Source organism: Brevundimonas sp. UBA5713 (assembly GCF_002419815.1).
Taxonomy (GTDB): Bacteria; Pseudomonadota; Alphaproteobacteria; order Caulobacterales; family Caulobacteraceae; genus Brevundimonas.
This window is the reverse complement of the sequence record NZ_DIGV01000040.1, coordinates 1-17,678: the sequence shown is the minus strand read 5'-3', so window position 1 is coordinate 17,678 and position 17,678 is coordinate 1. Positions and strand designations below refer to the sequence as shown.

Below are 17,678 nucleotides of genomic sequence, written 5' to 3'. Positions count from 1 at the left end.
CGCTGCCTTCCTTAGGGATGTTCCGCCGCCTCGGGCGAGGAAACCCGCCCGGGCCCCCCGGCCCGCCGAAGCCGCTGCCGCTCCGGCCGCCGATGCAGCCGCACCGGCCGCTGAAGGCGCTGAAGCCGCCGCGACCGCCGAAGATCCGGCGTCGCTGAACGAATCCGTTGGCGGTGGCCACGGTAAGCTGACCCCGATCGGCATGTTCATGATCGCTCACCCGGTCGTGAAGGTGGTGATGCTTGGCCTGGTTCTGGCCTCGATCTTCACCTGGACGCTGCTGCTGATCAAACTGGTTGAGTTCGGTTCGCTGAACAAGTCGACCAACCGCTTCCTGGAAGCTTTCCGCGGTGCTCGTACCGTCGCTGACATGCGTCGTATCGCCGTCTCGGAAGACTTCGAAGGCAACCCGCTGGCCGACATGACCGCCGCCGCTACCGAAGAACTGGAAGTGTCGCGTCAAGCTGGCCTGGACATCGCAGGTACCCACCGCGGTTCGACCGTCGCTCGTACTGAAACTGCCGTTTCGGCTGTTCAGTCGACTGTTGCTGGTCGTCTGTCGGGTGGCCAACAGTTCCTGGCCTCGGTCGGTTCGTCGGGTCCGTTCATCGGTCTGTTCGGTACCGTTTACGGCATCATGAATTCGTTCATCGGTATCGCCGAATCGAACACCACCAACCTGGCCGTTGTGGCTCCGGGTATCGCTGAAGCACTGCTGGCTACCGGTATCGGCCTCTTCGCCGCTATCCCGGCCGTTATCTTCTACAACTACTTCTCGACGAAGATTGCTGCTTACGGCACCCGCGCTGACGGCTTCCACGCCGAACTGATGAACTCGATCTCGCGTCAGCTCGACAAGGGAGCGTAAGACTTATGGCCGCCAAACTTTCCGGTTCCGGCGGCGGCAAGTACACCGTCGAGGCGAACGCAGAAATTAATATCACGCCTTTCGTTGATATTATGCTCGTTCTTCTCATCATCTTCATGGTGGCGGCTCCGCTCGCCACCGTGTCGGTGCCGGTGAAACTTCCTCGTGCCGTCGCTCCGCCGGCGCCGAATCCGCCGAAGCCGATCTTCATCTCCGTCCAAGACGATGGCGATGTCTACGTCGGCGACTTCAAGACCTCGATCGCCACCATCGGTGAAGATCTCAAGGGTCAAATTGGCAACCGTACGCCGGATCAGGAACGGATCTTCATCCGTGGTGACCAGCAAACCCGCTATGGTGACTTCATGCAGGTCATGAACGCCCTGCAGGACAACGGTTTCTACAGCGTCGCCCTCGTCGGCGAAGAATCGTAAGGGGGCTAGGCTTTAAGCATGTCAGCTGAACCTACTCACCAACGAAACCCGCTGCTGGACGCGCCGCGTAAGAAGAAGAAGCTGTCGACTGGTGCCATCGTCGGTATCGCGGCCTCGGTAATCGTTCACGGCCTGGCAGGTCTGTACCTGTACAAGTCGAAGTTCGAGATCCAGCCGTTCGAATACGTCGATGAGGCCGTTGAAGTGGAGCTGATCGAGATGGCACCTCCGCCACCTCCGCCGCCTCCGCCTCCGCCTCCGCCGCCGACCGACCAGCCTCCGCCGCCGAAGCTGCAAGTTCGTGAACCGGTTATTACCGATGCGAACCCGCCGCCCGTCACGGTGAACGTCGAGCCTGTGAAGAAAGATGACCGTCGTGAATACGAAGGTCCTCCGGTAATCACCCCATCGCCGCCGCCGCCGCCGGCTCCGCCGGCTCCGCCGAAGCAAACGGTGATCACGAACCCGCAATGGGCTCGTCCGCCGCGCCCGACGGAACGTGACTTCCCGCAGCGCGCCCTCGACCGTGGTGTCGGTGGCTACGCCGTGGTGGAGTGCACCGTGACCCCGAACGGCCGTCCGGAAGGATGCCGTACGGTCGAAGAAAGCCCGTCTGGCATGGGCTTCGGTGCTGCCGCCCAGCGTATCGTGGCACGTGGCCAGCTTTCGCCGCGTACCGTCGATGGTGCTGCCGTGAACGCCAAGTTCACCGTGCGTGTTCCGTTCAACCTCGACTAATCCTCGAGGCTGTTCGAACAGCGAAAAAGTTAGAGCGCTCCGGTTTCGACCGGGGCGCTTTTTCTTTGTTTTGAACCTGTCGTGGAGCCTCATCGGCTAAGGTACGTTAAATGGCAGAATCGAATGCGGAGAGAGACATGAGCATCAGACAGGCCAAGAGCCGCTTGCGTCGGGCAGGTATTGGAATGACGGTTCTTGTGGCCTCGGCGGCGCTGGCTGCCTGTGCCTACAATGAGAGCCTTGGACGTAACCAGTTCGTTCTGATGGACGATAGCGCCCTTCTGCAATCATCTCAGGCCGCGTGGCAGGAAACCCTTCGCACGCAAAAAGTCTCTAATGACCGGGCCATGAACACGCGTGTGCGTACTGTGGGCGACCGTTTGGTGGCGGCAGCCGGTTTGCAGGATCGCACCTGGACCTACGCTGTGTTCGAGGCGGATGCGCCAAACGCCTTCGTTCTGCCGTCGGGCCACATTGGCGTGACCACCAGCCTGCTACGAATCGCGCGGAACGACGACCAGCTTGCCGCCGTGATCGGTCACGAAATCGGCCACGTGGTGGCCCGTCACGCGGCCGAGCGCACCAGCACCTCGACCGCCGCCTCTTTGATTCTCGGTGCGGCCCAGAGCGGAGCAGGGGACTATGCTCAGGCGGTGCAGGCCTTTGGCGGTCTCGGGGCGCAGCTGGGCGTCTTGCTGCCCTTCTCGCGCCGTCACGAGCTTGAGGCGGATCGCCTGGGCGTCGATTACATGGTGCGAGCAGGCTATCGCGCCAGCGAATCCATTACCCTGTGGGAATCAATGGCGGCCCAGAATGCGGGGCGCACGCCGGAATTTACCTCGACCCACCCGTCAGATCAGACCCGTATTGCAGCGCTTCGGGCCTATATCTCCGAGCGTGGCCTGTCATAACGAAAAGAACGCAGAAATATGATGCGTTTGATGAAAAGTCCGCTTGAATCAAACGCTGAGGCTATGTAGAGAGACGGCCTCGCACCGATGTGCAGCCTTAGCTCAGCTGGTTAGAGCGCCGGTTTGTGGAGCCGGAGGTCCTCAGTTCAATCCTGAGAGGCTGTACCATTCCACCGCTTTCGGGCGGTGACGCGAATAAAGGGGCCGGACGGCGGAGAAATCCAACGTCCGGCCCTTTTGCGTTTTGGGGCCCGGTTTCAGCTGGCGGGCTTGGGCTCTGGAGGCCGGCGCTGGGGGAGCAGACGCGCCAGTCCGGTACGGGCCGGCGGCGCTTCGACTTCGGTCTCCGGCTTGATGATTTCCGGCTTTGGCGCAGGGCGGCGCATGGCTTCGATAGGCCCGTCTAACTGGGCCAGAGCGTCCTGCGCGGCCATCTCGCCCGCACGAATGCCCGGCTCATAGGCCTTCCATTCGCGGATATCGATTCCTTCGGGACGCGGCATGATCAGCACGTCGGTTTCGGCGCGGGCCTCGGCCAGTTCGGCACTGGTGGACAAGGTCGCCGCGCGCATCAGGATCGATACGATCGGCGGGCCTTGTTTCCATGCGCCCGACATTATCCAGCGCCACCATGACGGTGGATTCTCCAACTGTTCCGCATTCACCCCGCGCGTCTGGGAGACATCGCTGCCAATCATGGGGCCGCGATTGATCTGGCGCATCACGTCACTGGGGAAGTTGCGCAGCACCGCGCCGTCTACCAACACCTGTCCATCGCGCACCAGTGGTGGAATGACACCGGGGATGGCCACGGATGCCCTCAGGGCCTGCGTCAGGCGGCCTTGGCGGTGCACTTCGACGCGGCCTGTGGTCAGATTGGCCGACACGGCGAAGAAGGGTCGCGCCATGTCCTCGATCGCGACATCACCGAAATGGGTGCGCATCAACTGCGACAGCTTTCCGGCCCGCGTCATGGCTATGAGGGGGAAGGCGATGTCCGACAGCGGATCGCTGGCGACAAACGCCTCATAAATGCGCGATTCCAGCTCTGATTGGTCCCAGCCCAAGGCAGGCCCCGCTGCAATCAGCGCCCCCATGGAGGACCCGCCAAAGAAATCCAGAGGGACCTTGGCGGCCCGCAACGCCCGCAGGACGCCGATATGGGCATAGGCGCGCGCCCCACCGCCTGACAGCACCAGCCCGACGGCAGAGTTGGTGATCAGGCGTGCCATACGCTGTGCGTCAGCGGGTTCGTCCTCATGGCAATGGAACCAGCGACCTGGCTGCATGGCCTCGAGCCAGCGGCTGGCGCGGGCCGTCTGGGAGCCACGCCGCAGCAGAATAAGGTCTGTCAGCTGGTGGACATACTCGGTGTCACCTGCGCGTTGAGCGGGCAGGGGCGGGGGGGCGATATCTGGGTCGCCGACGATAAACAGGCGGTCAACCTGACGCGCACATCGTGTCGCCCAGACCGGATCACCGGCTTCGGCCAGATAGATGACGAAGTCGTTGTTGTCCTCGATGCGCCGATAGTGCTCTGGCGGAAAGGACAGGGCCTCGCGATCAATCAGTTCGACGCGATAACCGTCGGCCTCGACGGCGGCCTTTATGCTTTCCACGAAAGGCCGGATCGGCTTGTCCCGCGCGGCGATATAGCCAAACACCGTAGGATCGTCATTGCGCCCTTTTTGGCGGGTGCGCTGAACTATGGACCGCGCGATCTCGGTCATAATGTGGGGGTGCGCCGCGACCAGATCGAAGAGCGCCTCGCGCGGCAGAGCGATAACCTCGCTGTCCCGAAGGGCGACCACATGGGCGCTATGGACAGTCTCGCCCAGCAAAGCCATTTCACCGACGGGGGCACCGGGACGGACCACGCCGACAAACTCGGCAGGGCGGCCCTCGTGTGGGACAAAGACGCCGAGACGTCCCGAGCGAAGAACATAGAGCGTGTCTGCTGCGTCACCCGCCGAGAACAGGCGGTCACCTTCGGTCAGGGCAAACCAGCTGGCCCGTCCGTCCTGGGTATCCAGCAGGATGCGCGCCAGATCGGCGTCGAGACTGTCGCCGAACATGGAGCTGGACGAAGTCACGGTACGGATATCCCCTTGTTCCCTGAGCCTTGAGGATAATGGCGTTTGACGCGCAACCACAATGCGGGGCAATGACTTATCTAAACATTACATTGTTATGGATGCGGTGGAATGAAACGGTTGAGTGTGCGGGCGTCGATGATGATGGTCGCTATAACGGCGCTCGCGGCCTGTAATTCTTCTGAAGACGACGGGCCCGCTCAGGCCACTATCGTGGCAGAAGCCGAGGCCAAGGCTGCCCTCGAAACAGAGTCCGAGGTTGTTGCCCGGCCGGCGGTGTTCCCCGAAGCATTCCGCGGAAACTGGGACTATAACGAAAACGGCTGTCGCGATGCCGATGCCGGCACGCGCTTTGTTATTACTGACACCCAGATCAAGGGCTATGAAAGCACGGCCACCCTGCGCTCGGTCGAGACCGTTGATGAGCTGGGTATTCGCGTCGAGCTGGTCGAGAACTCTGCCGAGGGCGACCGCGTGATCAACCAGACCATGCATCTGTCCCCTGTCGCGGGGATTTCGGTGCGGATAGCAACAGACGACAAAACCATTCGCGCCTTGCGCTGTGATCCGGTCTAATGGGGGCAATCCAGACCACAACGGACCTGATTCAATGACCGGCCCCCACGATCCGTCAAACGACCTGCCCAACGAAGACGATCTGAACGCGCTCGACATCACCGATGCCGAAGCTGCCGAGATCAACCGTATCGCCAATCCGCTGGTGGCCGATGCGGCCCCAGATGCTGATACCGATCTGGTGAAGATCGACAGCCTGCCGTCGGGCGTGGTGTTCATCACCATCAACCGCCCGCAAAAGAAAAACGCCTTCAACGCCGAGGTGATCGCGGGCCTGTATGAGGCGTTCGAGACCCTACACGGGGCCGACCATGTGCGTGTGGTCTTCATCCGTGGGGCAGGCGGCACCTTCTGTGCGGGGGCGGACCTGAACTGGATGCGCGACGCCGCCGACTGGTCGGAAAGCGAGAACCGCGAAGACGCGATGGGTCTGGCCCGTATGCTGAAGGCCCTGCACGAGGTTCCGGCCCTGACGGTGGCACTGGTGGAAGGCGCAGCCATGGGCGGCGGCGCCGGTCTGGTAGCGGCCTGCGATATGGCCGTGGCGGTAGAGGGCGCACGCTTTGCCTTCTCGGAGGTCAAGCTGGGCCTGATCCCTGCGACCATCGCCCCGTATGTAATCGAGGCTATTGGCGCACGCCGCGCGCGCCAGTTGTTCCTGACGGCCAATATCTTTGACGCCGACTATGCCGCGCACGCCGGTCTGGTTGATCTGGTGGTACCGTCCGAACATCTGGACGAGTTCATCAGCATGATGACCGACAGTCTGACCGCCAATGCGCCCGGTGCCATGGGCGATGCCAAGCGTCTGGTCAACGATGTGGCAGGCAAGGATATCGACAGCCGCCTTCTGGAAGATACGGCCAAGCGCATTGCCCGCGCCCGCGTCTCGCCGGAAGGGCAGGAGGGCGTGCGCGCCTTCCTCGACAAGCGCGCGCCCAGCTGGGCTGAATAACCACGACCTTCAACGAGGGTTGAACGAGGCCACGTCCTTTGAGGGCGTGGCCTTTGTCGTTCCAAAGGTCGGCCAGCGACTGTTCGGAACGTCGAGGCAGCCCGCCCGTTGGTTTGGTGTAACCAAAACGGGAGTAGACGATGGCTGACAATCAGATCACCGAACAAGACGCCCAGGACGCTTTCTGGAAAGCTCTTAAGTCCAGCAACACAGGCCTGCTGGGTCTGGATAGGGCCGGCGAGGCTAGCCAGCCGATGACGGCATTTCAGGATGAAGGCAGCAGCTCCATCTGGTTCTTCACCCGCGACGACGTGGAACTGGCCCAACAGGTCGGTAGCGCCGGTGCAGACGCCCGCTTTGATTATGGCTCCAAGGACCAGAAAGTCTGGGCAAGCCTGAAGGGCCTGTTGTCGGTCGCGCCGCGCAATCAGGAGATCATCGACCGCCACTGGAATCCGGTCGTCGCGGCCTGGTATCCGGAAGGTAAGGAAGATCCGCATCTGGCGCTGCTGCGCTTTGATGGAGCCGATGGCCGTATCTGGGTCTCTGACGGCGGCCTGCTGAGCTTCGCCTTCCAGATCATCAAGGCCAACATGACAGGCGACACGCCCGATTCCGGAGGCGCGGTGGACGTGCGTCTATAACCGGACACAGGAAAGGGGGCCATTTGGCCCCCTTTTTTTGGTGTCAGACGCCGAGAATCCAGCCTTCTTCGCTCTCGACCTGTTTGACCAGATCGGCAGAGGCGTCGGCAGGCGGGGCAAAGGCTTTTTGCAGGGTGCCTTCGTCGTCCATGATGGCAAACGCCTCGGCGGCGGCGCGCACCTGAGCCTGCGTCTTATATTCCTTCACGCCCTCGGCATTCGTCTGGCGCGTAGCAGGGAACATGTCAGGCCATACCTCTACAATAACGGTGCTGAGGCCTGCCAGATCGCCCTCGGTGATCTCGCGCCAGCCGGTACCGAACGGCCAGATGGCGGCCGATGTGTCCAGCTTGGTCAGCAGGCGGCGCAGCATGGGTACGCCCACCAGCGTCAGGCCGCCAACAGCACCGGCACCATGCATTTGCCACACGCTCTTGGGCGGCAGCTTGTTCTTGCGGGCGGCCACTTCGGTGGCGCGGAACTCCGGGATGTCGGCGCTGGCACCTTCCGGCGGCTTGGTCGTGGTCAGCCAGCGCTGGGCCTGAGACGCCGGTGCGCCCCAGAACGGCCACGGCTGGTCCGTCATCAGGCGGTTCATCTTGGCCGCGACCTGATAGCGGTTATTGGTGTTGTCGGCCTTGTCCACGATGTTGGACGTCAGGAACTTGCCCATGGCATCCCACGGGCGGCCTTCCAGATTCAGGCGCGCGGCAGTGCCGGCGGGGAAGCCGAAGTCGAAGTCAAAGCCCAGCAGGACCTGATCACCGCGTTTGCGATGCTCGGCCAGCAGCTCTTCCAGCAGCTTCTCGCCCTCGGCGCGGGTCGCGACATTGTGGGTCTCGGTGTACAGGCGGAAACGGACGTCGCGCTTGGCAACGCCGATCCACAGGGTCTGCTCGCCGGTTTTCTTACCTTCGGCAGCAGTCCAGTTCGCAATAATATAGGCGTCAAACAGACGGGCCACAGCGGGCTCCATATAGTCTTGGTTGAAGAGCGTGGTGAAGTTCTAGCCTCCGTAGAGGGAGGCGGGAAGGGTCAGCCTTGGGTCAGGGCCTCAATATGGGCCAGCCAACGGCGTCCCAGTCTCAGGCCCTCGCCAGCCGATCCGGTGGTACGCGGACCTGAAGCGGCGGGGCCATGACCCAGTTGTGGCGCGATATCCGCCGACCAGTGGGCGCGCCACAGGCTGATCTCGAACTCCGGACATTCCGGGCTGTTGAACAGCAGGCGCAGGATCACTGTTTCGGCATCATCGACCAGAACATCCAGTTCCTTGCGGCCATAGAAGCGGCGCACACGGGTGACGACATGGCCATCGACGATGATCTCGCCGCCCTCGATCTCGTCGAAGGCGAAGACAAGGCCAATAGCCCCGCGGTTCCACAAAACCGCCAGCTGTTCATTGGCCAGATCCAGACCCGCAGCCTTGCCCTCGGACGGGGCGATGGCCAGCATGTCGGGTGCACCCGACAGGGCGTTCTTCATCGCCCGGCGCAGCCGTCGCTCGGATTCCATCCACCACGTCAGGAAGAAGAAGGCGGTGGTCGCGAAGGCGGCGATCAGGGCAACGGCAAGGATAACCCCGAACGTGTCCCCCATGACTTACCCCTCCAGATCAATCTCCACGACCACTGGAACGTGATCGCTGGGCTTTTCCATATCGCGAGCGTCGCGGTGGGTTTCAATACCCCGGAACCGGTCTGCTGCTTGCGGGGACAGTAGGGCGTAATCGATGCGGATACCATTGTTCCGCTGCCAGGCACCGGCCTGATAATCCCAGAAGGTGTAGGTGCCTTTAGGCTCCTTGCCCAGTTCATGGGCATCCGAGAAACCCAGCCACTTCAGCCCGCGCATGGCTGCGCGGGTTTCCGGCTGGAACAGGGCATCATTGACCCATTCTTCCGGCTTGGCGGCGTCGTCTGCCGTCATGATGCAGTTGTAGTCGCCGCACAGGGCCAAAGGCTCTTCATAGGTCAGCAGATCGCGGGCGCGGTCATGCAGACGCTGGAACCAGTTCAGCTTGTACGGGAATTTCTCGGTCGCGATCGGATTGCCGTTCGGCAGGTAGATGGAGGCCACGCGGATAGGGCGGGGAGCCTCGATCAGAGCCTCGATATAGCGGGCCTGTTCGTCGCTCTCGTCACCCGGCATGCCGCGCACCACGTCTGACACCGGATATTTCGACAGCAGAGCGACGCCATTGTAGCTCTTCTGGCCGTGGGTCTCGACATTGTAGCCAAGGCTCTCGAACGCCTCGCGAGGGAATTTCTCGTCGATGCATTTGATTTCCTGAAAACAGGCGACATCGGGCTGTGCGGATTCCAGCCATGCCAAGACGGTTGGCAGGCGGGCATTGACCGAGTTCACGTTCCAGGTGGCGATACGCATGGTTGTCTGCTTAGGCCCTCAGGGCCGCATCCGAAAGAGGCAAAAAGAAAACGCCGCCGGGGAGGTCCCCCGACGGCGCTATTCGTCGTCTTGGACCTGAAGTTTAGCCGTTGGTGCCTTGCGGAGCGCCCTCGGTCAGCTTGCAGCCGCCGCCAATCTGAGCCGCTTCGGCGCAAGGATAGACTTGCTGCACTTGCTTCTCGGTGTTCAGGCGGGCGATCAGACCGTCCGAGCCATTGCAGGCGGCTTCATAGAAGGTACCGTTGGCGTTGCCGCCCATATAGCGGGCGTTGGTGATGTTGCAGGCAGCCGCGTCCGAACCGGCGAACCACTTGGTCAGGTCGGCAAGCTGCTCTTCCTTGGTGGTGTAGTTGCAGGTGACGTTTGCCGAGGCCAGTTCCAGGCACGAGGTCTTGGACCATGCGCCGTTTTCCTTGGTGATCTGATAGCCGTCCGAACCGGCGCAGCCGATTTCGTAGACGTCAGAGCCTGCACGCTTGCCGATGATGGTGGCTTGATCGACCGAGCAGGCGATGCCAGCCGCCTGAGCATAGCTGTTCAGGACCGGCATGAAGTTGTCATTGGCCGGCAGTTCGCACTTCGGACCCACTTGAGCGGCCGGATCGGCAGCCAGCGTACGGCGCTGGGTTTCCGAGATCTCGAGGCAGTTCAGGATCATCGGCTCGGCCGAGGTCAGGGCCAGATAGCCCAGATCATTGGCGCAGGCGACTTCGTACAGCTTGTGGCCTTCGGCAGTTTGGCCCTTCAGGGCGGCTTCCGTGATCTGGCAGGCAACGTTGTTGGCGGTCAGGAAGGTCTGGGCCTCGGCCATAACCTGTTCGGGCGTCGGTGCGGCCGGAGCAGCAGGCTGACGCTGGCGACGGCTACGGTTGGCGCGCGAGGAGCCTTCAGTGACTTGGGTATCGCTTTCTTGAGCCATAGCCGGAGCAGACGACATGGCAGGCATCGCAAAGACCGACGACGGCGCGATGGTCAGGATTGCCAGGCTGGCAGCGACGCACAGGGCGCGCGATTTGGAATGGGTGGTCACGGCTAAAGCTCCTCGCCTCAAACTTTCGGACGCAGCCTTGGCGTTACATCGGCATCTGGTCAAGGCTTGACGGTCTCCAATCCCTAGGATGGGTGGACGATAGGGCGGAATTCTGACAAGTCTCCACTCAGTTTTGTTTGGAGACGCACCTTGGCCGATGGCGGGAATACATCGCTGGCCCGCACAGAGCGGGGCCTGACCTATCCGCAGCCAGCCTTGCCCTTGGCAGGACAGGCGGTGGAAGTGGCCGAGGGCGTGCTCTGGATACGCCACAGCCTGCCGATGGCGCTGGACCACATCAATGTCTATGCGGTCGCCGATGGTGAGGGCTGGGTGATCGTCGACTGCGGACTGAATGTCGATACGACACATGCCGCGTGGGAGCAGTTGTTCGAGGGCGCGCTGGGGGGACGGCCGGTCACTGCGGTGGTTGTGACCCACCTGCATCCTGACCATCTGGGCGCGGCCGGTTGGATGTGCCAGAGATTTGGTGCCCCGCTGATGATGTCGCAGCTGGAATATACCAGCGCGCGCATGATGGTGGCCGATGACGCCATGGGGCCCTATGCGGAAGCCGAAGCCCATTATCGTCGTCAGGGCTGGGCCGATGCCGACATCGAGCGCTGGAAATCCCGCTTTGGCGGCTTTGCGAAACAGATAGCCCCCATTCCGCGCCAGTACAGCCGACTGTCCGAGGGCGACGTCTTGGATATTGGCGGGCGCGAATGGACTGTCATCGTGGGCTCCGGCCACAGCCCCGAGCATGTTTGCCTGCGGCGCAAGGACGACAATGTCTTCCTGTCGGGCGATCAGATTTTGCCGCGGATTTCGTCCAATATCGGCGTCTGGTCGATGGAGCCGATGGAAGACCCGCTGGGGGACTGGCTGGAGTCACTCGAGGATCTGAAGGCGCGGCTGGACCCGAAACTGTTGGTCCTGCCGTCGCACGGTGAGCCGTTCTATGGTGTGATCGAGCGACTGGAAGCCCTGATCCGTGGTCATGAGGTGGGGCTAAAGCGGTTGGAACGCAGCCTGCGACAACCCTGCCGCGCGATTGATGTTTTCGGAGCCCTGTTTGCACGGCAGATTGGGCCCGACCTGTTGGGGATGGCCACAGCTGAATCGCTGGCTCATCTGAATTATCTGGAACGTCGGGGGCGCGCACGGCGAGACCGTGATGCTGATGGCGTGGAATGGTGGACCGTTGTGGAGGACGTCCAGTGACTGATCTGATCAAGACCGTATTTGAAGACGGTGTACTGAACGTGGCGTTGAACCGCGCCGACAAGAAGAATGCCATCACCCAGACCATGTATCTGGAACTGACCAAGGCCATTCTGAACGCGCGCGACGACGACAAGGTGCGCGTGGTTTTGATCACCGCCGAGGGCAAGGATTTCTCGTCGGGCAACGACATTGCCGACTTCATCAGCATCTCGCAGGGCGAGGGCAAGCTGGTCGGTAGCGATGTGTTCCAGTTCCTGAAGGCACTGGCCGATATGGACAAGCCGATGGTGGCCGCTGTGCGCGGTCGTGCGGTCGGTGTGGGTCTGACCATGCTGCTGCACTGTGACATGGTGGTGGCGGCCAAGGACGCCCTGCTTTCGGCCCCGTTCATCAATCTGGCGCTGGCCCCCGAAGCTGCATCGACCCTGCTGCTGCCGGGCATCATCGGCTATCCGCGCGCCTTTGAAATGTTTGCGCTGGGCGAGCCGATCGATGGCGGAACGGCACAGGAATGGGGTCTGGTGAACCGCGCCGTGCCGTCCATCGTGGTGGACGAAGTGGCGTGGGACATTGCCCGCCGTCTGGCGACTCGCGCGCCGAACTCTCTGCGCCGGACCAAGGCCCTGATGCGCGACAGCGCCCAGCTGTGGGAGCTGATGAAGCGAGAAGGCGAAGTCTTCGGCAGCCAAATGCGCAGCCCCGAGGCCATGGAAGCCTTCACCGCCTTTATGGAGAAGCGTGCGCCCAAATTCTGAGGCGAAACGCCAAAAGCGTGACATTTCCCACAGCTAGCGAAGGCCACGGAGCATTCCGTGGCCTTTGTCACGAAAATCGAGATTGATTCGAGTGTCGCTTGGCCCTAGTGCGCCGCAAATGAAACCCGTGGCCGCCCCAGTACCCGATACGCCCGATCCCGACCCTGACCCGGTGTCGGTAGCCATTCTGCGCGAGCAGGATGAGGACAAAGGTGCGGTGGACGCTTTGGTCATGGCGGCCTTTGGGCCGGGCCGGTTCGCCAAGACCGCAGAGCGAATCCGCGAGCAGTCGCGACTGACGGCAGGGTTTACGGTTTACGAAGACGACATGCTGCTGGGATCGGTACGCCTGTGGTCGGTGATGTCCGGTCAGGCCAAGGGCGCGTTTCTGGGCCCGATTGCAGTGGCCAAGACCAATCGCTCGGCAGGGCTGGGCGGCCATCTGGTGCGCCGCTGCATCGAAGAGGCGAGGGCGCAGGGGCTGGACGGTATCCTGCTGATTGGCGATCCCCCCTATTTCGAGCGCTTCGGTTTCCAGCCTGCGCCCAAGTCCGTCTTTCCGGGGCCGGTCAATCCGCGCCGCGTGATGTGGCTGCCGTTCACCGGGGTTTCGCCCGAAGGCGCGGTGGTTCCTGTCGCCTAAGGCCGTTTGCGGCTTCAAATGCGCGGCAATGCGTCCCATATTCCTGTGATGGACACGTCGCGCGACAAACCCACCCACGGACTGGATCAAGTGGCACAGGCGGCCAAACAGGCCCCCGGTCGTGGGCTGCCCCCAGTGCATCTGTGGCATCCCGAACATTGCGGCGACATCGACATCCTGATCCGCGCCGACGGCGTGTGGATGCATGAAGGCTCGCCTATCGGTCGGCCCGAGATGGTGCGCCTGTTTTCGACCATCCTGCGCAAGGACCCCGACGGCTACCATCTGGTTACGCCGGTGGAGAAGCTGAAGATCAAGGTCGAGGACCTGCCGTTCCGCGCCATTGCTGTGCGGGCCACAGACGACGGACTGGTCTTCACCACGGATCAGGGCGACGAGGCCTTGGCCGGAGGCGAGCATGCGCTGGTCGTCGACACTGATCCGGCCACGCAGGAGCCTTCGCCCCGCATCCATGTGCGCGGCGATCTGTGGGCGCGTATTGAGCGGGCCATCTTCTATGATCTGGTTGAGCGGGCCGAAGTGATCGACGACACGCTGAGCCTGCGTTCGGGCGGGCAGGTGTTTGCGCTAGGCCCCAAGGGAGCCGGTGTATGATAGGGGATGATCTGCGCAACCGCCTGACGGGCCGGTTGATCGCGCCGGGCGACTGGCGAGCCGATCAGGTTGCTGTGCATTCCGACTTTGATTTGAATGATGGCACCGAGCGCCCGCAGCGTCGCTTGAGACCAGCGGCGGTTCTGGTCGCCTTGATGGACCGCCCCGAAGGGCCGAGCGTGCTGATGACGCGCCGGTCGGACAGTCTGGCCAGCCACACCGGACAGATCGCCTTTCCGGGCGGACGGCTGGATCCGGGCGAGACGGCGGTGGATGCCGCCCTGCGCGAGGCCAACGAAGAAATCGGCCTTGATCCATCACTGGTCGAGGTGCTGGGCGTCGGTGATGCCTATGAGACGGGCACAGGATTTTTGGTGACGCCGGTGGTCGGCTGGCTGAAAGGCGAGCCGACGTTGACGCCGTCGCCCGCCGAGGTGGCCGAGATTTTTGAAGCCCCGTGGAGCTTCCTGATGAATCCGGTCAATCACCGTCAGGAATACTATGACCGCGAGGGCGAGCCGCGGCGCTGGTTCTGGGCCATGCCTTATCGCGAGCGTTATATCTGGGGTGTAACGGCGGGTATCGTCCGCCAGCTTTGCGCGCGACTGTATGAGGATAAGGTGGCGTGACGCCCAACCTTGCGGACCAGCCGTGGCTGGTCTCTGAACGATCAAAGTCGGTGCTAGCCGCACTGGAGGCCGAGGGCGGGCATGACTGTGCGCGCTTTGTAGGCGGCTGTGTGCGAAACGCCCTGCTGAACGCGCCCGTCGATGATATCGACATCGCCACCCAGCTAACGCCGCAGCGCGTTGTGAAGGCGCTAAAGGTTGCCGGCATCCGCAGTGTGCCGACGGGTATCGAGCACGGCACGGTCACGGCCATTGTCGGCAAACAACCGTTTGAAATCACCACCTTGCGACGGGATGTTGAAACGGACGGTCGCCATGCCGTGGTGGCCTTTACCACCGACTGGGCCGAGGACGCCGCGCGCCGCGACTTTTGCCTGAATGCGCTCTATGCCAGCGGCGATGGCACCATCCACGATCCCACAGGGCGGGGCGTCGAAGACGCTTTGGCCGGACGTATCGTTTTTGTCGGCGAGCCGGAACAGCGCATCCGCGAAGACTATCTGCGCATCCTGCGTTTCTATCGCTTTCAGGCGTGGTACGGGCGCGGCGAGCCGGATGCCGAGGGCAGTGCGGCCTGCGCCAAGCTGGCCGAGGGCGTGGCTACCCTGTCTGCCGAGCGGGTGTCCAAGGAACTGCTGAAACTGCTGGCGGCCAAGGACCCGCGCGCCTCGGTTCATGCCATGGCGCAGGCGGGCGTGCTGAAGGTCTTGGTGCCCGAGGCCGATTTGGCATTGTTCGATGCCATGGTGGCTCTGACGCCCGACGCCTTGATGCGGCTGTCGTCTCTGCTGCCTCTGGATGGCGTGGTGGTAGGCGAGGTGGCCAAACGCCTGCGTCTATCCAATGCCCAGCGTGACCGTCTGGTGGCCGCCGCTGTGCCACTGGAGCCGACGATCAAAGATGTCGAGGCGCGCGGCCTGATCTGGGAACTGGGCGTGCAGACCTTTACTGATCGTGCGCTGCGGGCGCAGGCGGCGGGGGCGGATGCCTCGCGCATGTCAGGGCTGGTCCAGATGGCGCAGCATTGGACGCCGCCCGCCCTGCCGGTATCGGGGCGCGATCTGGCCAAGCGCAATATCCGCCCCGGACCACAGACGGGTTTGATCCTGAAGGCGTTTCAGGCTTCATGGATGGCCGAGGACTTTCCCGACCATGGCCATGACGAACGTCTGGATAAAGCGATCCGCGCCGTTATCGGGCAGCCGTAAAGCGCACGATCACCGGACGGTGGTCTGATCCATTGGCCTTACCCAGTTCACGCGATTTCACGGCCAGTTCGGGCGAATGCCAGACCTGATCAATGGTGATGCCCAGCGGTGAGGGCACGTTTGACGGCCACGTTCCGGGAAAGGCCGGAGCGGGCCTAACGCCCATGTCTTTGGCGACGTAACGCCCCAGATAGCTGTTGGACACCGAGTTAAAGTCACCGGCGATGATGGCTCGCTGTCCGAGCAGTGGTCTTAAACGAGCCATATCGCGGGCCTGCGTCATCTGCGCCCCGTGGGTGCGATAGGGCCATGGCCGTGTCAGGTGGGCCGACATAAGGCCCACCTCTCCCAAGGGGGTCTGGGCCAAGGCACTGATTGCGGTCAGCCGGTCTTGCGTATTTTCTTCATGCGGCCGGATTGGCCAGCGGCTGGCAATCAGCACGCGAGCCGGCGCGACATTGCGATTACCCACCACGGATACCACCCGGTACAGGTGTTCCGGCAGGATCGTGTCGAGGTTGTCGTTCACAGCCGGAGACACCTCGGCCATCAGGACAATGTCGGGACTGGCTGCTTTGACGGAGGCAGAGATAGCCTCCAGATCATGGTTTCGGGCCCACACATTGGACCAGTAAACGCGAAGCTCGGGGCTATTTTCGGCAGGCTTTGGCCCCTCTGGAAACCATTGTGGAGCCACGGCGAAGGCCAGCAGAACTGTGCTGATGAGACCCGCAACCATTGTGGCCTTTAAACGCAGGATGGCTGCCAGGGCGGTGGCCAAGGCCGTGGCCACCAGCAACGGTGCTGAGAACTGTAGCAACAGTTCGGGTACACGATGATTGATTTGCAGCAGGGCACTGGCCGCCACCACCAGTGGGCTGAGCCCCAGCAAGAAGCCACAGGCATCGACGAGACGGTGCAGAATTTTGGCCGCTGAGCTCATGGCTCGCACTTAGCCCAAGCGGAGATGGGGCCCAAGCCGCGCCGTTCTAAAAATCTGATCTGGCCTATCTGACGGGCGCAATCCCTTTAAAAACCAAGCATTGCGATGGCGTCGGGCAAAACGGCTCGCCGTGATCCGACCTGCGCCAATGCTGGTCTCCACATCAAATGGAGACCGCCAATGAGCGATCAAAGCGCGCGGCTAGGCCTGCCCTATGTCAGGGCCGGACAGCTGCAGAAACATGTCACCGTCAATGAGGCGCTGACGCGGCTGGACGCCCTGGTGCAGACCGCCATCCAGAGTCGCAGCCTAAACACGCCGCCTGCCATGGCGGAAGAAGGTCAGTTGTTCATCGTCGCCGCTACGCCTGCGGGGAGCTGGTCTGGTTTTGTAGCTGGCCAGTTAGTGGTGGCGGACATTGGCGGCTGGCGCGCGGTGGCTCCCGTCGTGGGCCAGATGGCCGTAATCGTCGATGAGCAGCACTCGGTGGTGTGGAGCGGATCGGCATGGGCGGCGCTGGGGGACTGGCTGGGTGCGCTGAGTGTCAGCGGCCTTGGCATCGGCACATCGCCGGATGCCAACAACCCCTTCAGTGCGCGCGTAAACAAGGCTCTGTGGGCCGCCCTTCCGACCGGTGACGGCGGTGATGGCGACATGCGCTTCACCTTCAACAAACAGGCGGCGGGCCACACGGCATCCATGCTGTTCCAGTCGAACTGGCAGGGCCGCGCCGAGCTAGGCCTGACCGGCGATGACGACCTGCGTCTGAAGGTCAGCGGCAATGGCAGCCAGTGGCATGAGGCACTGCGCGTGGATCGCAGCAATGGCCGTCTTTGGTTTCCCAAAGGGGCCACACGGCGCGAGGTCTCGGTCATAACCACCAGTGGCACGCTGACCATTCCGGAATGGGCGCGCTGGATCGAAGGCATCTGCATCGGCGCGGGCGGCGGCGGCGGCGCAGGCGAGGTGGGCACCTCTGGCGTGCGTCGTGGCGGCGGTG

Annotated in this window: 20 protein-coding genes and 1 tRNA gene; 15 read left to right on the top strand and 6 right to left on the bottom strand. The window is 62.6% G+C overall.

Going from position 1 to position 17,678, the window contains the following annotated elements:
* From B3B04_RS09640 to B3B04_RS09620, 5 genes are all read left to right on the top strand, one after another.
* Positions 1 to 868: MotA/TolQ/ExbB proton channel family protein (locus B3B04_RS09640; RefSeq protein WP_292042325.1), on the top strand; the 868-nt coding region annotated here is incomplete at its 5' end.
* Positions 869 to 873: 5 nt separating this feature from the next.
* Positions 874 to 1,302, top strand: a complete 429-nt coding sequence (locus B3B04_RS09635) for an ExbD/TolR family protein (RefSeq protein WP_292042323.1) — start codon at positions 874 to 876, stop codon at positions 1,300 to 1,302.
* Between the two features lie 18 nt (positions 1,303 to 1,320).
* Positions 1,321 to 2,040, top strand: a complete 720-nt coding sequence (locus tag B3B04_RS09630) for an energy transducer TonB (protein WP_292042320.1) — start codon at positions 1,321 to 1,323, stop codon at positions 2,038 to 2,040.
* Positions 2,041 to 2,177: 137 nt separating this feature from the next.
* Positions 2,178 to 2,951, top strand: coding sequence for a M48 family metallopeptidase (locus B3B04_RS09625; RefSeq protein ID WP_292042318.1), 774 nt, complete (start codon positions 2,178 to 2,180; stop codon positions 2,949 to 2,951).
* 91 nt (positions 2,952 to 3,042) lie between these two features.
* Positions 3,043 to 3,119: transfer RNA gene (locus B3B04_RS09620), tRNA-His, on the top strand.
* 89 nt (positions 3,120 to 3,208) lie between these two features.
* Here the strand turns inward: B3B04_RS09620 and B3B04_RS09615 are convergent.
* Complete coding sequence (locus B3B04_RS09615) at positions 3,209 to 5,044, bottom strand: patatin-like phospholipase family protein (protein WP_292042316.1); 1,836 nt, start codon at positions 5,042 to 5,044, stop codon at positions 3,209 to 3,211.
* A gap of 111 nt (positions 5,045 to 5,155) precedes the next feature.
* Here B3B04_RS09615 and B3B04_RS09610 point away from each other — a divergent pair, with 111 nt between their 5' ends.
* The 3 genes from B3B04_RS09610 to B3B04_RS09600 all read left to right on the top strand — a co-directional run bounded on the left by B3B04_RS09610 (position 5,156) and on the right by B3B04_RS09600 (position 7,219).
* The gene (locus B3B04_RS09610) at positions 5,156 to 5,620 is read left to right on the top strand and encodes a hypothetical protein (protein ID WP_292042314.1); all 465 of its coding nucleotides are present in this window, start codon (positions 5,156 to 5,158) and stop codon (positions 5,618 to 5,620) included.
* A 34-nt stretch (positions 5,621 to 5,654) separates the two neighbouring features.
* Positions 5,655 to 6,575 (top strand): enoyl-CoA hydratase-related protein, encoded by a 921-nt coding sequence (locus tag B3B04_RS09605; RefSeq protein WP_292042311.1) that lies wholly within the window; start codon positions 5,655 to 5,657, stop codon positions 6,573 to 6,575.
* Between the two features lie 140 nt (positions 6,576 to 6,715).
* Positions 6,716 to 7,219, top strand: coding sequence for a pyridoxamine 5'-phosphate oxidase family protein (locus B3B04_RS09600; RefSeq protein ID WP_292042310.1), 504 nt, complete (start codon positions 6,716 to 6,718; stop codon positions 7,217 to 7,219).
* A gap of 43 nt (positions 7,220 to 7,262) precedes the next feature.
* On the opposite strand, the gene B3B04_RS09595 is transcribed toward B3B04_RS09600, so the two are convergent.
* The 4 genes from B3B04_RS09595 to B3B04_RS09580 all read right to left on the bottom strand — a co-directional run bounded on the left by B3B04_RS09595 (position 7,263) and on the right by B3B04_RS09580 (position 10,658).
* Positions 7,263 to 8,183 (bottom strand): cobalamin biosynthesis protein CbiG, encoded by a 921-nt coding sequence (locus tag B3B04_RS09595; protein WP_292042309.1) that lies wholly within the window; start codon positions 8,181 to 8,183, stop codon positions 7,263 to 7,265.
* A gap of 71 nt (positions 8,184 to 8,254) precedes the next feature.
* A complete protein-coding gene (locus tag B3B04_RS09590; protein WP_292042307.1) occupies positions 8,255 to 8,818 on the bottom strand; it encodes a hypothetical protein in 564 nt (187 codons plus the stop codon).
* Between the two features lie 3 nt (positions 8,819 to 8,821).
* Positions 8,822 to 9,607 carry an exodeoxyribonuclease III gene (xth, locus tag B3B04_RS09585; RefSeq protein WP_292042305.1) on the bottom strand — a complete coding sequence of 262 codons (786 nt, stop codon included), beginning with the start codon at positions 9,605 to 9,607 and terminating at the stop codon, positions 8,822 to 8,824.
* Between the two features lie 103 nt (positions 9,608 to 9,710).
* On the bottom strand, positions 9,711 to 10,658 hold the full coding sequence (locus B3B04_RS09580; RefSeq protein WP_292042303.1) for a hypothetical protein: 948 nt from the start codon (positions 10,656 to 10,658) through the stop codon (positions 9,711 to 9,713).
* 150 nt (positions 10,659 to 10,808) lie between these two features.
* Here B3B04_RS09580 and B3B04_RS09575 point away from each other — a divergent pair, with 150 nt between their 5' ends.
* The 6 genes from B3B04_RS09575 (at position 10,809) to B3B04_RS09550 (ending at position 15,735) form a co-directional block, all read left to right on the top strand.
* Positions 10,809 to 11,882 (top strand): MBL fold metallo-hydrolase, encoded by a 1,074-nt coding sequence (locus tag B3B04_RS09575; RefSeq protein ID WP_292042300.1) that lies wholly within the window; start codon positions 10,809 to 10,811, stop codon positions 11,880 to 11,882.
* Positions 11,879 to 12,640 (top strand): enoyl-CoA hydratase, encoded by a 762-nt coding sequence (locus tag B3B04_RS09570; protein ID WP_292042298.1) that lies wholly within the window; start codon positions 11,879 to 11,881, stop codon positions 12,638 to 12,640. Before B3B04_RS09575 ends, B3B04_RS09570 begins: the two co-directional genes overlap by 4 nt.
* 118 nt (positions 12,641 to 12,758) lie before the next feature.
* Positions 12,759 to 13,283: a GNAT family N-acetyltransferase gene (locus tag B3B04_RS09565; protein ID WP_292042296.1), complete on the top strand. Its 525-nt coding sequence runs from the start codon at positions 12,759 to 12,761 to the stop codon at positions 13,281 to 13,283.
* Positions 13,284 to 13,331: 48 nt separating this feature from the next.
* Positions 13,332 to 13,898 carry a DUF1285 domain-containing protein gene (locus B3B04_RS09560; RefSeq protein ID WP_292042328.1) on the top strand — a complete coding sequence of 189 codons (567 nt, stop codon included), beginning with the start codon at positions 13,332 to 13,334 and terminating at the stop codon, positions 13,896 to 13,898.
* A complete protein-coding gene (locus tag B3B04_RS09555; protein WP_292042293.1) occupies positions 13,895 to 14,527 on the top strand; it encodes a CoA pyrophosphatase in 633 nt (210 codons plus the stop codon). Before B3B04_RS09560 ends, B3B04_RS09555 begins: the two co-directional genes overlap by 4 nt.
* Positions 14,524 to 15,735, top strand: coding sequence for a CCA tRNA nucleotidyltransferase (locus B3B04_RS09550; protein WP_292042290.1), 1,212 nt, complete (start codon positions 14,524 to 14,526; stop codon positions 15,733 to 15,735). Before B3B04_RS09555 ends, B3B04_RS09550 begins: the two co-directional genes overlap by 4 nt.
* Here B3B04_RS09550 and B3B04_RS09545 read toward each other — a convergent pair.
* Positions 15,719 to 16,678, bottom strand: a complete 960-nt coding sequence (locus tag B3B04_RS09545) for an endonuclease/exonuclease/phosphatase family protein (RefSeq protein WP_292042288.1) — start codon at positions 16,676 to 16,678, stop codon at positions 15,719 to 15,721. The genes B3B04_RS09550 and B3B04_RS09545 overlap by 17 nt on opposite strands.
* A 180-nt stretch (positions 16,679 to 16,858) precedes the next feature.
* On the opposite strand from B3B04_RS09545, the gene B3B04_RS09540 reads away from it, so the two are divergent.
* A partial coding sequence (locus B3B04_RS09540; RefSeq protein ID WP_292042286.1) for a DUF2793 domain-containing protein occupies positions 16,859 to 17,678 on the top strand: 820 nt, incomplete at its 3' end.

Coding starts and splice junctions, on each gene's coding strand:
- B3B04_RS09635 (WP_292042323.1), top strand. CDS start 874: ATGGCCGCCAAACTTTCCGGTTCCGGCGGCGGCAAGTACACCGTCGAG.
- B3B04_RS09630 (WP_292042320.1), top strand. CDS start 1,321: ATGTCAGCTGAACCTACTCACCAACGAAACCCGCTGCTGGACGCGCCG.
- B3B04_RS09625 (WP_292042318.1), top strand. CDS start 2,178: ATGAGCATCAGACAGGCCAAGAGCCGCTTGCGTCGGGCAGGTATTGGA.
- B3B04_RS09610 (WP_292042314.1), top strand. CDS start 5,156: ATGAAACGGTTGAGTGTGCGGGCGTCGATGATGATGGTCGCTATAACG.
- B3B04_RS09605 (WP_292042311.1), top strand. CDS start 5,655: ATGACCGGCCCCCACGATCCGTCAAACGACCTGCCCAACGAAGACGAT.
- B3B04_RS09600 (WP_292042310.1), top strand. CDS start 6,716: ATGGCTGACAATCAGATCACCGAACAAGACGCCCAGGACGCTTTCTGG.
- B3B04_RS09590 (WP_292042307.1), bottom strand. CDS start 8,818: ATGGGGGACACGTTCGGGGTTATCCTTGCCGTTGCCCTGATCGCCGCC.
- xth (WP_292042305.1), bottom strand. CDS start 9,607: ATGCGTATCGCCACCTGGAACGTGAACTCGGTCAATGCCCGCCTGCCA.
- B3B04_RS09565 (WP_292042296.1), top strand. CDS start 12,759: ATGAAACCCGTGGCCGCCCCAGTACCCGATACGCCCGATCCCGACCCT.
- B3B04_RS09560 (WP_292042328.1), top strand. CDS start 13,332: ATGGACACGTCGCGCGACAAACCCACCCACGGACTGGATCAAGTGGCA.
- B3B04_RS09555 (WP_292042293.1), top strand. CDS start 13,895: ATGATAGGGGATGATCTGCGCAACCGCCTGACGGGCCGGTTGATCGCG.
- B3B04_RS09545 (WP_292042288.1), bottom strand. CDS start 16,678: ATGAGCTCAGCGGCCAAAATTCTGCACCGTCTCGTCGATGCCTGTGGC.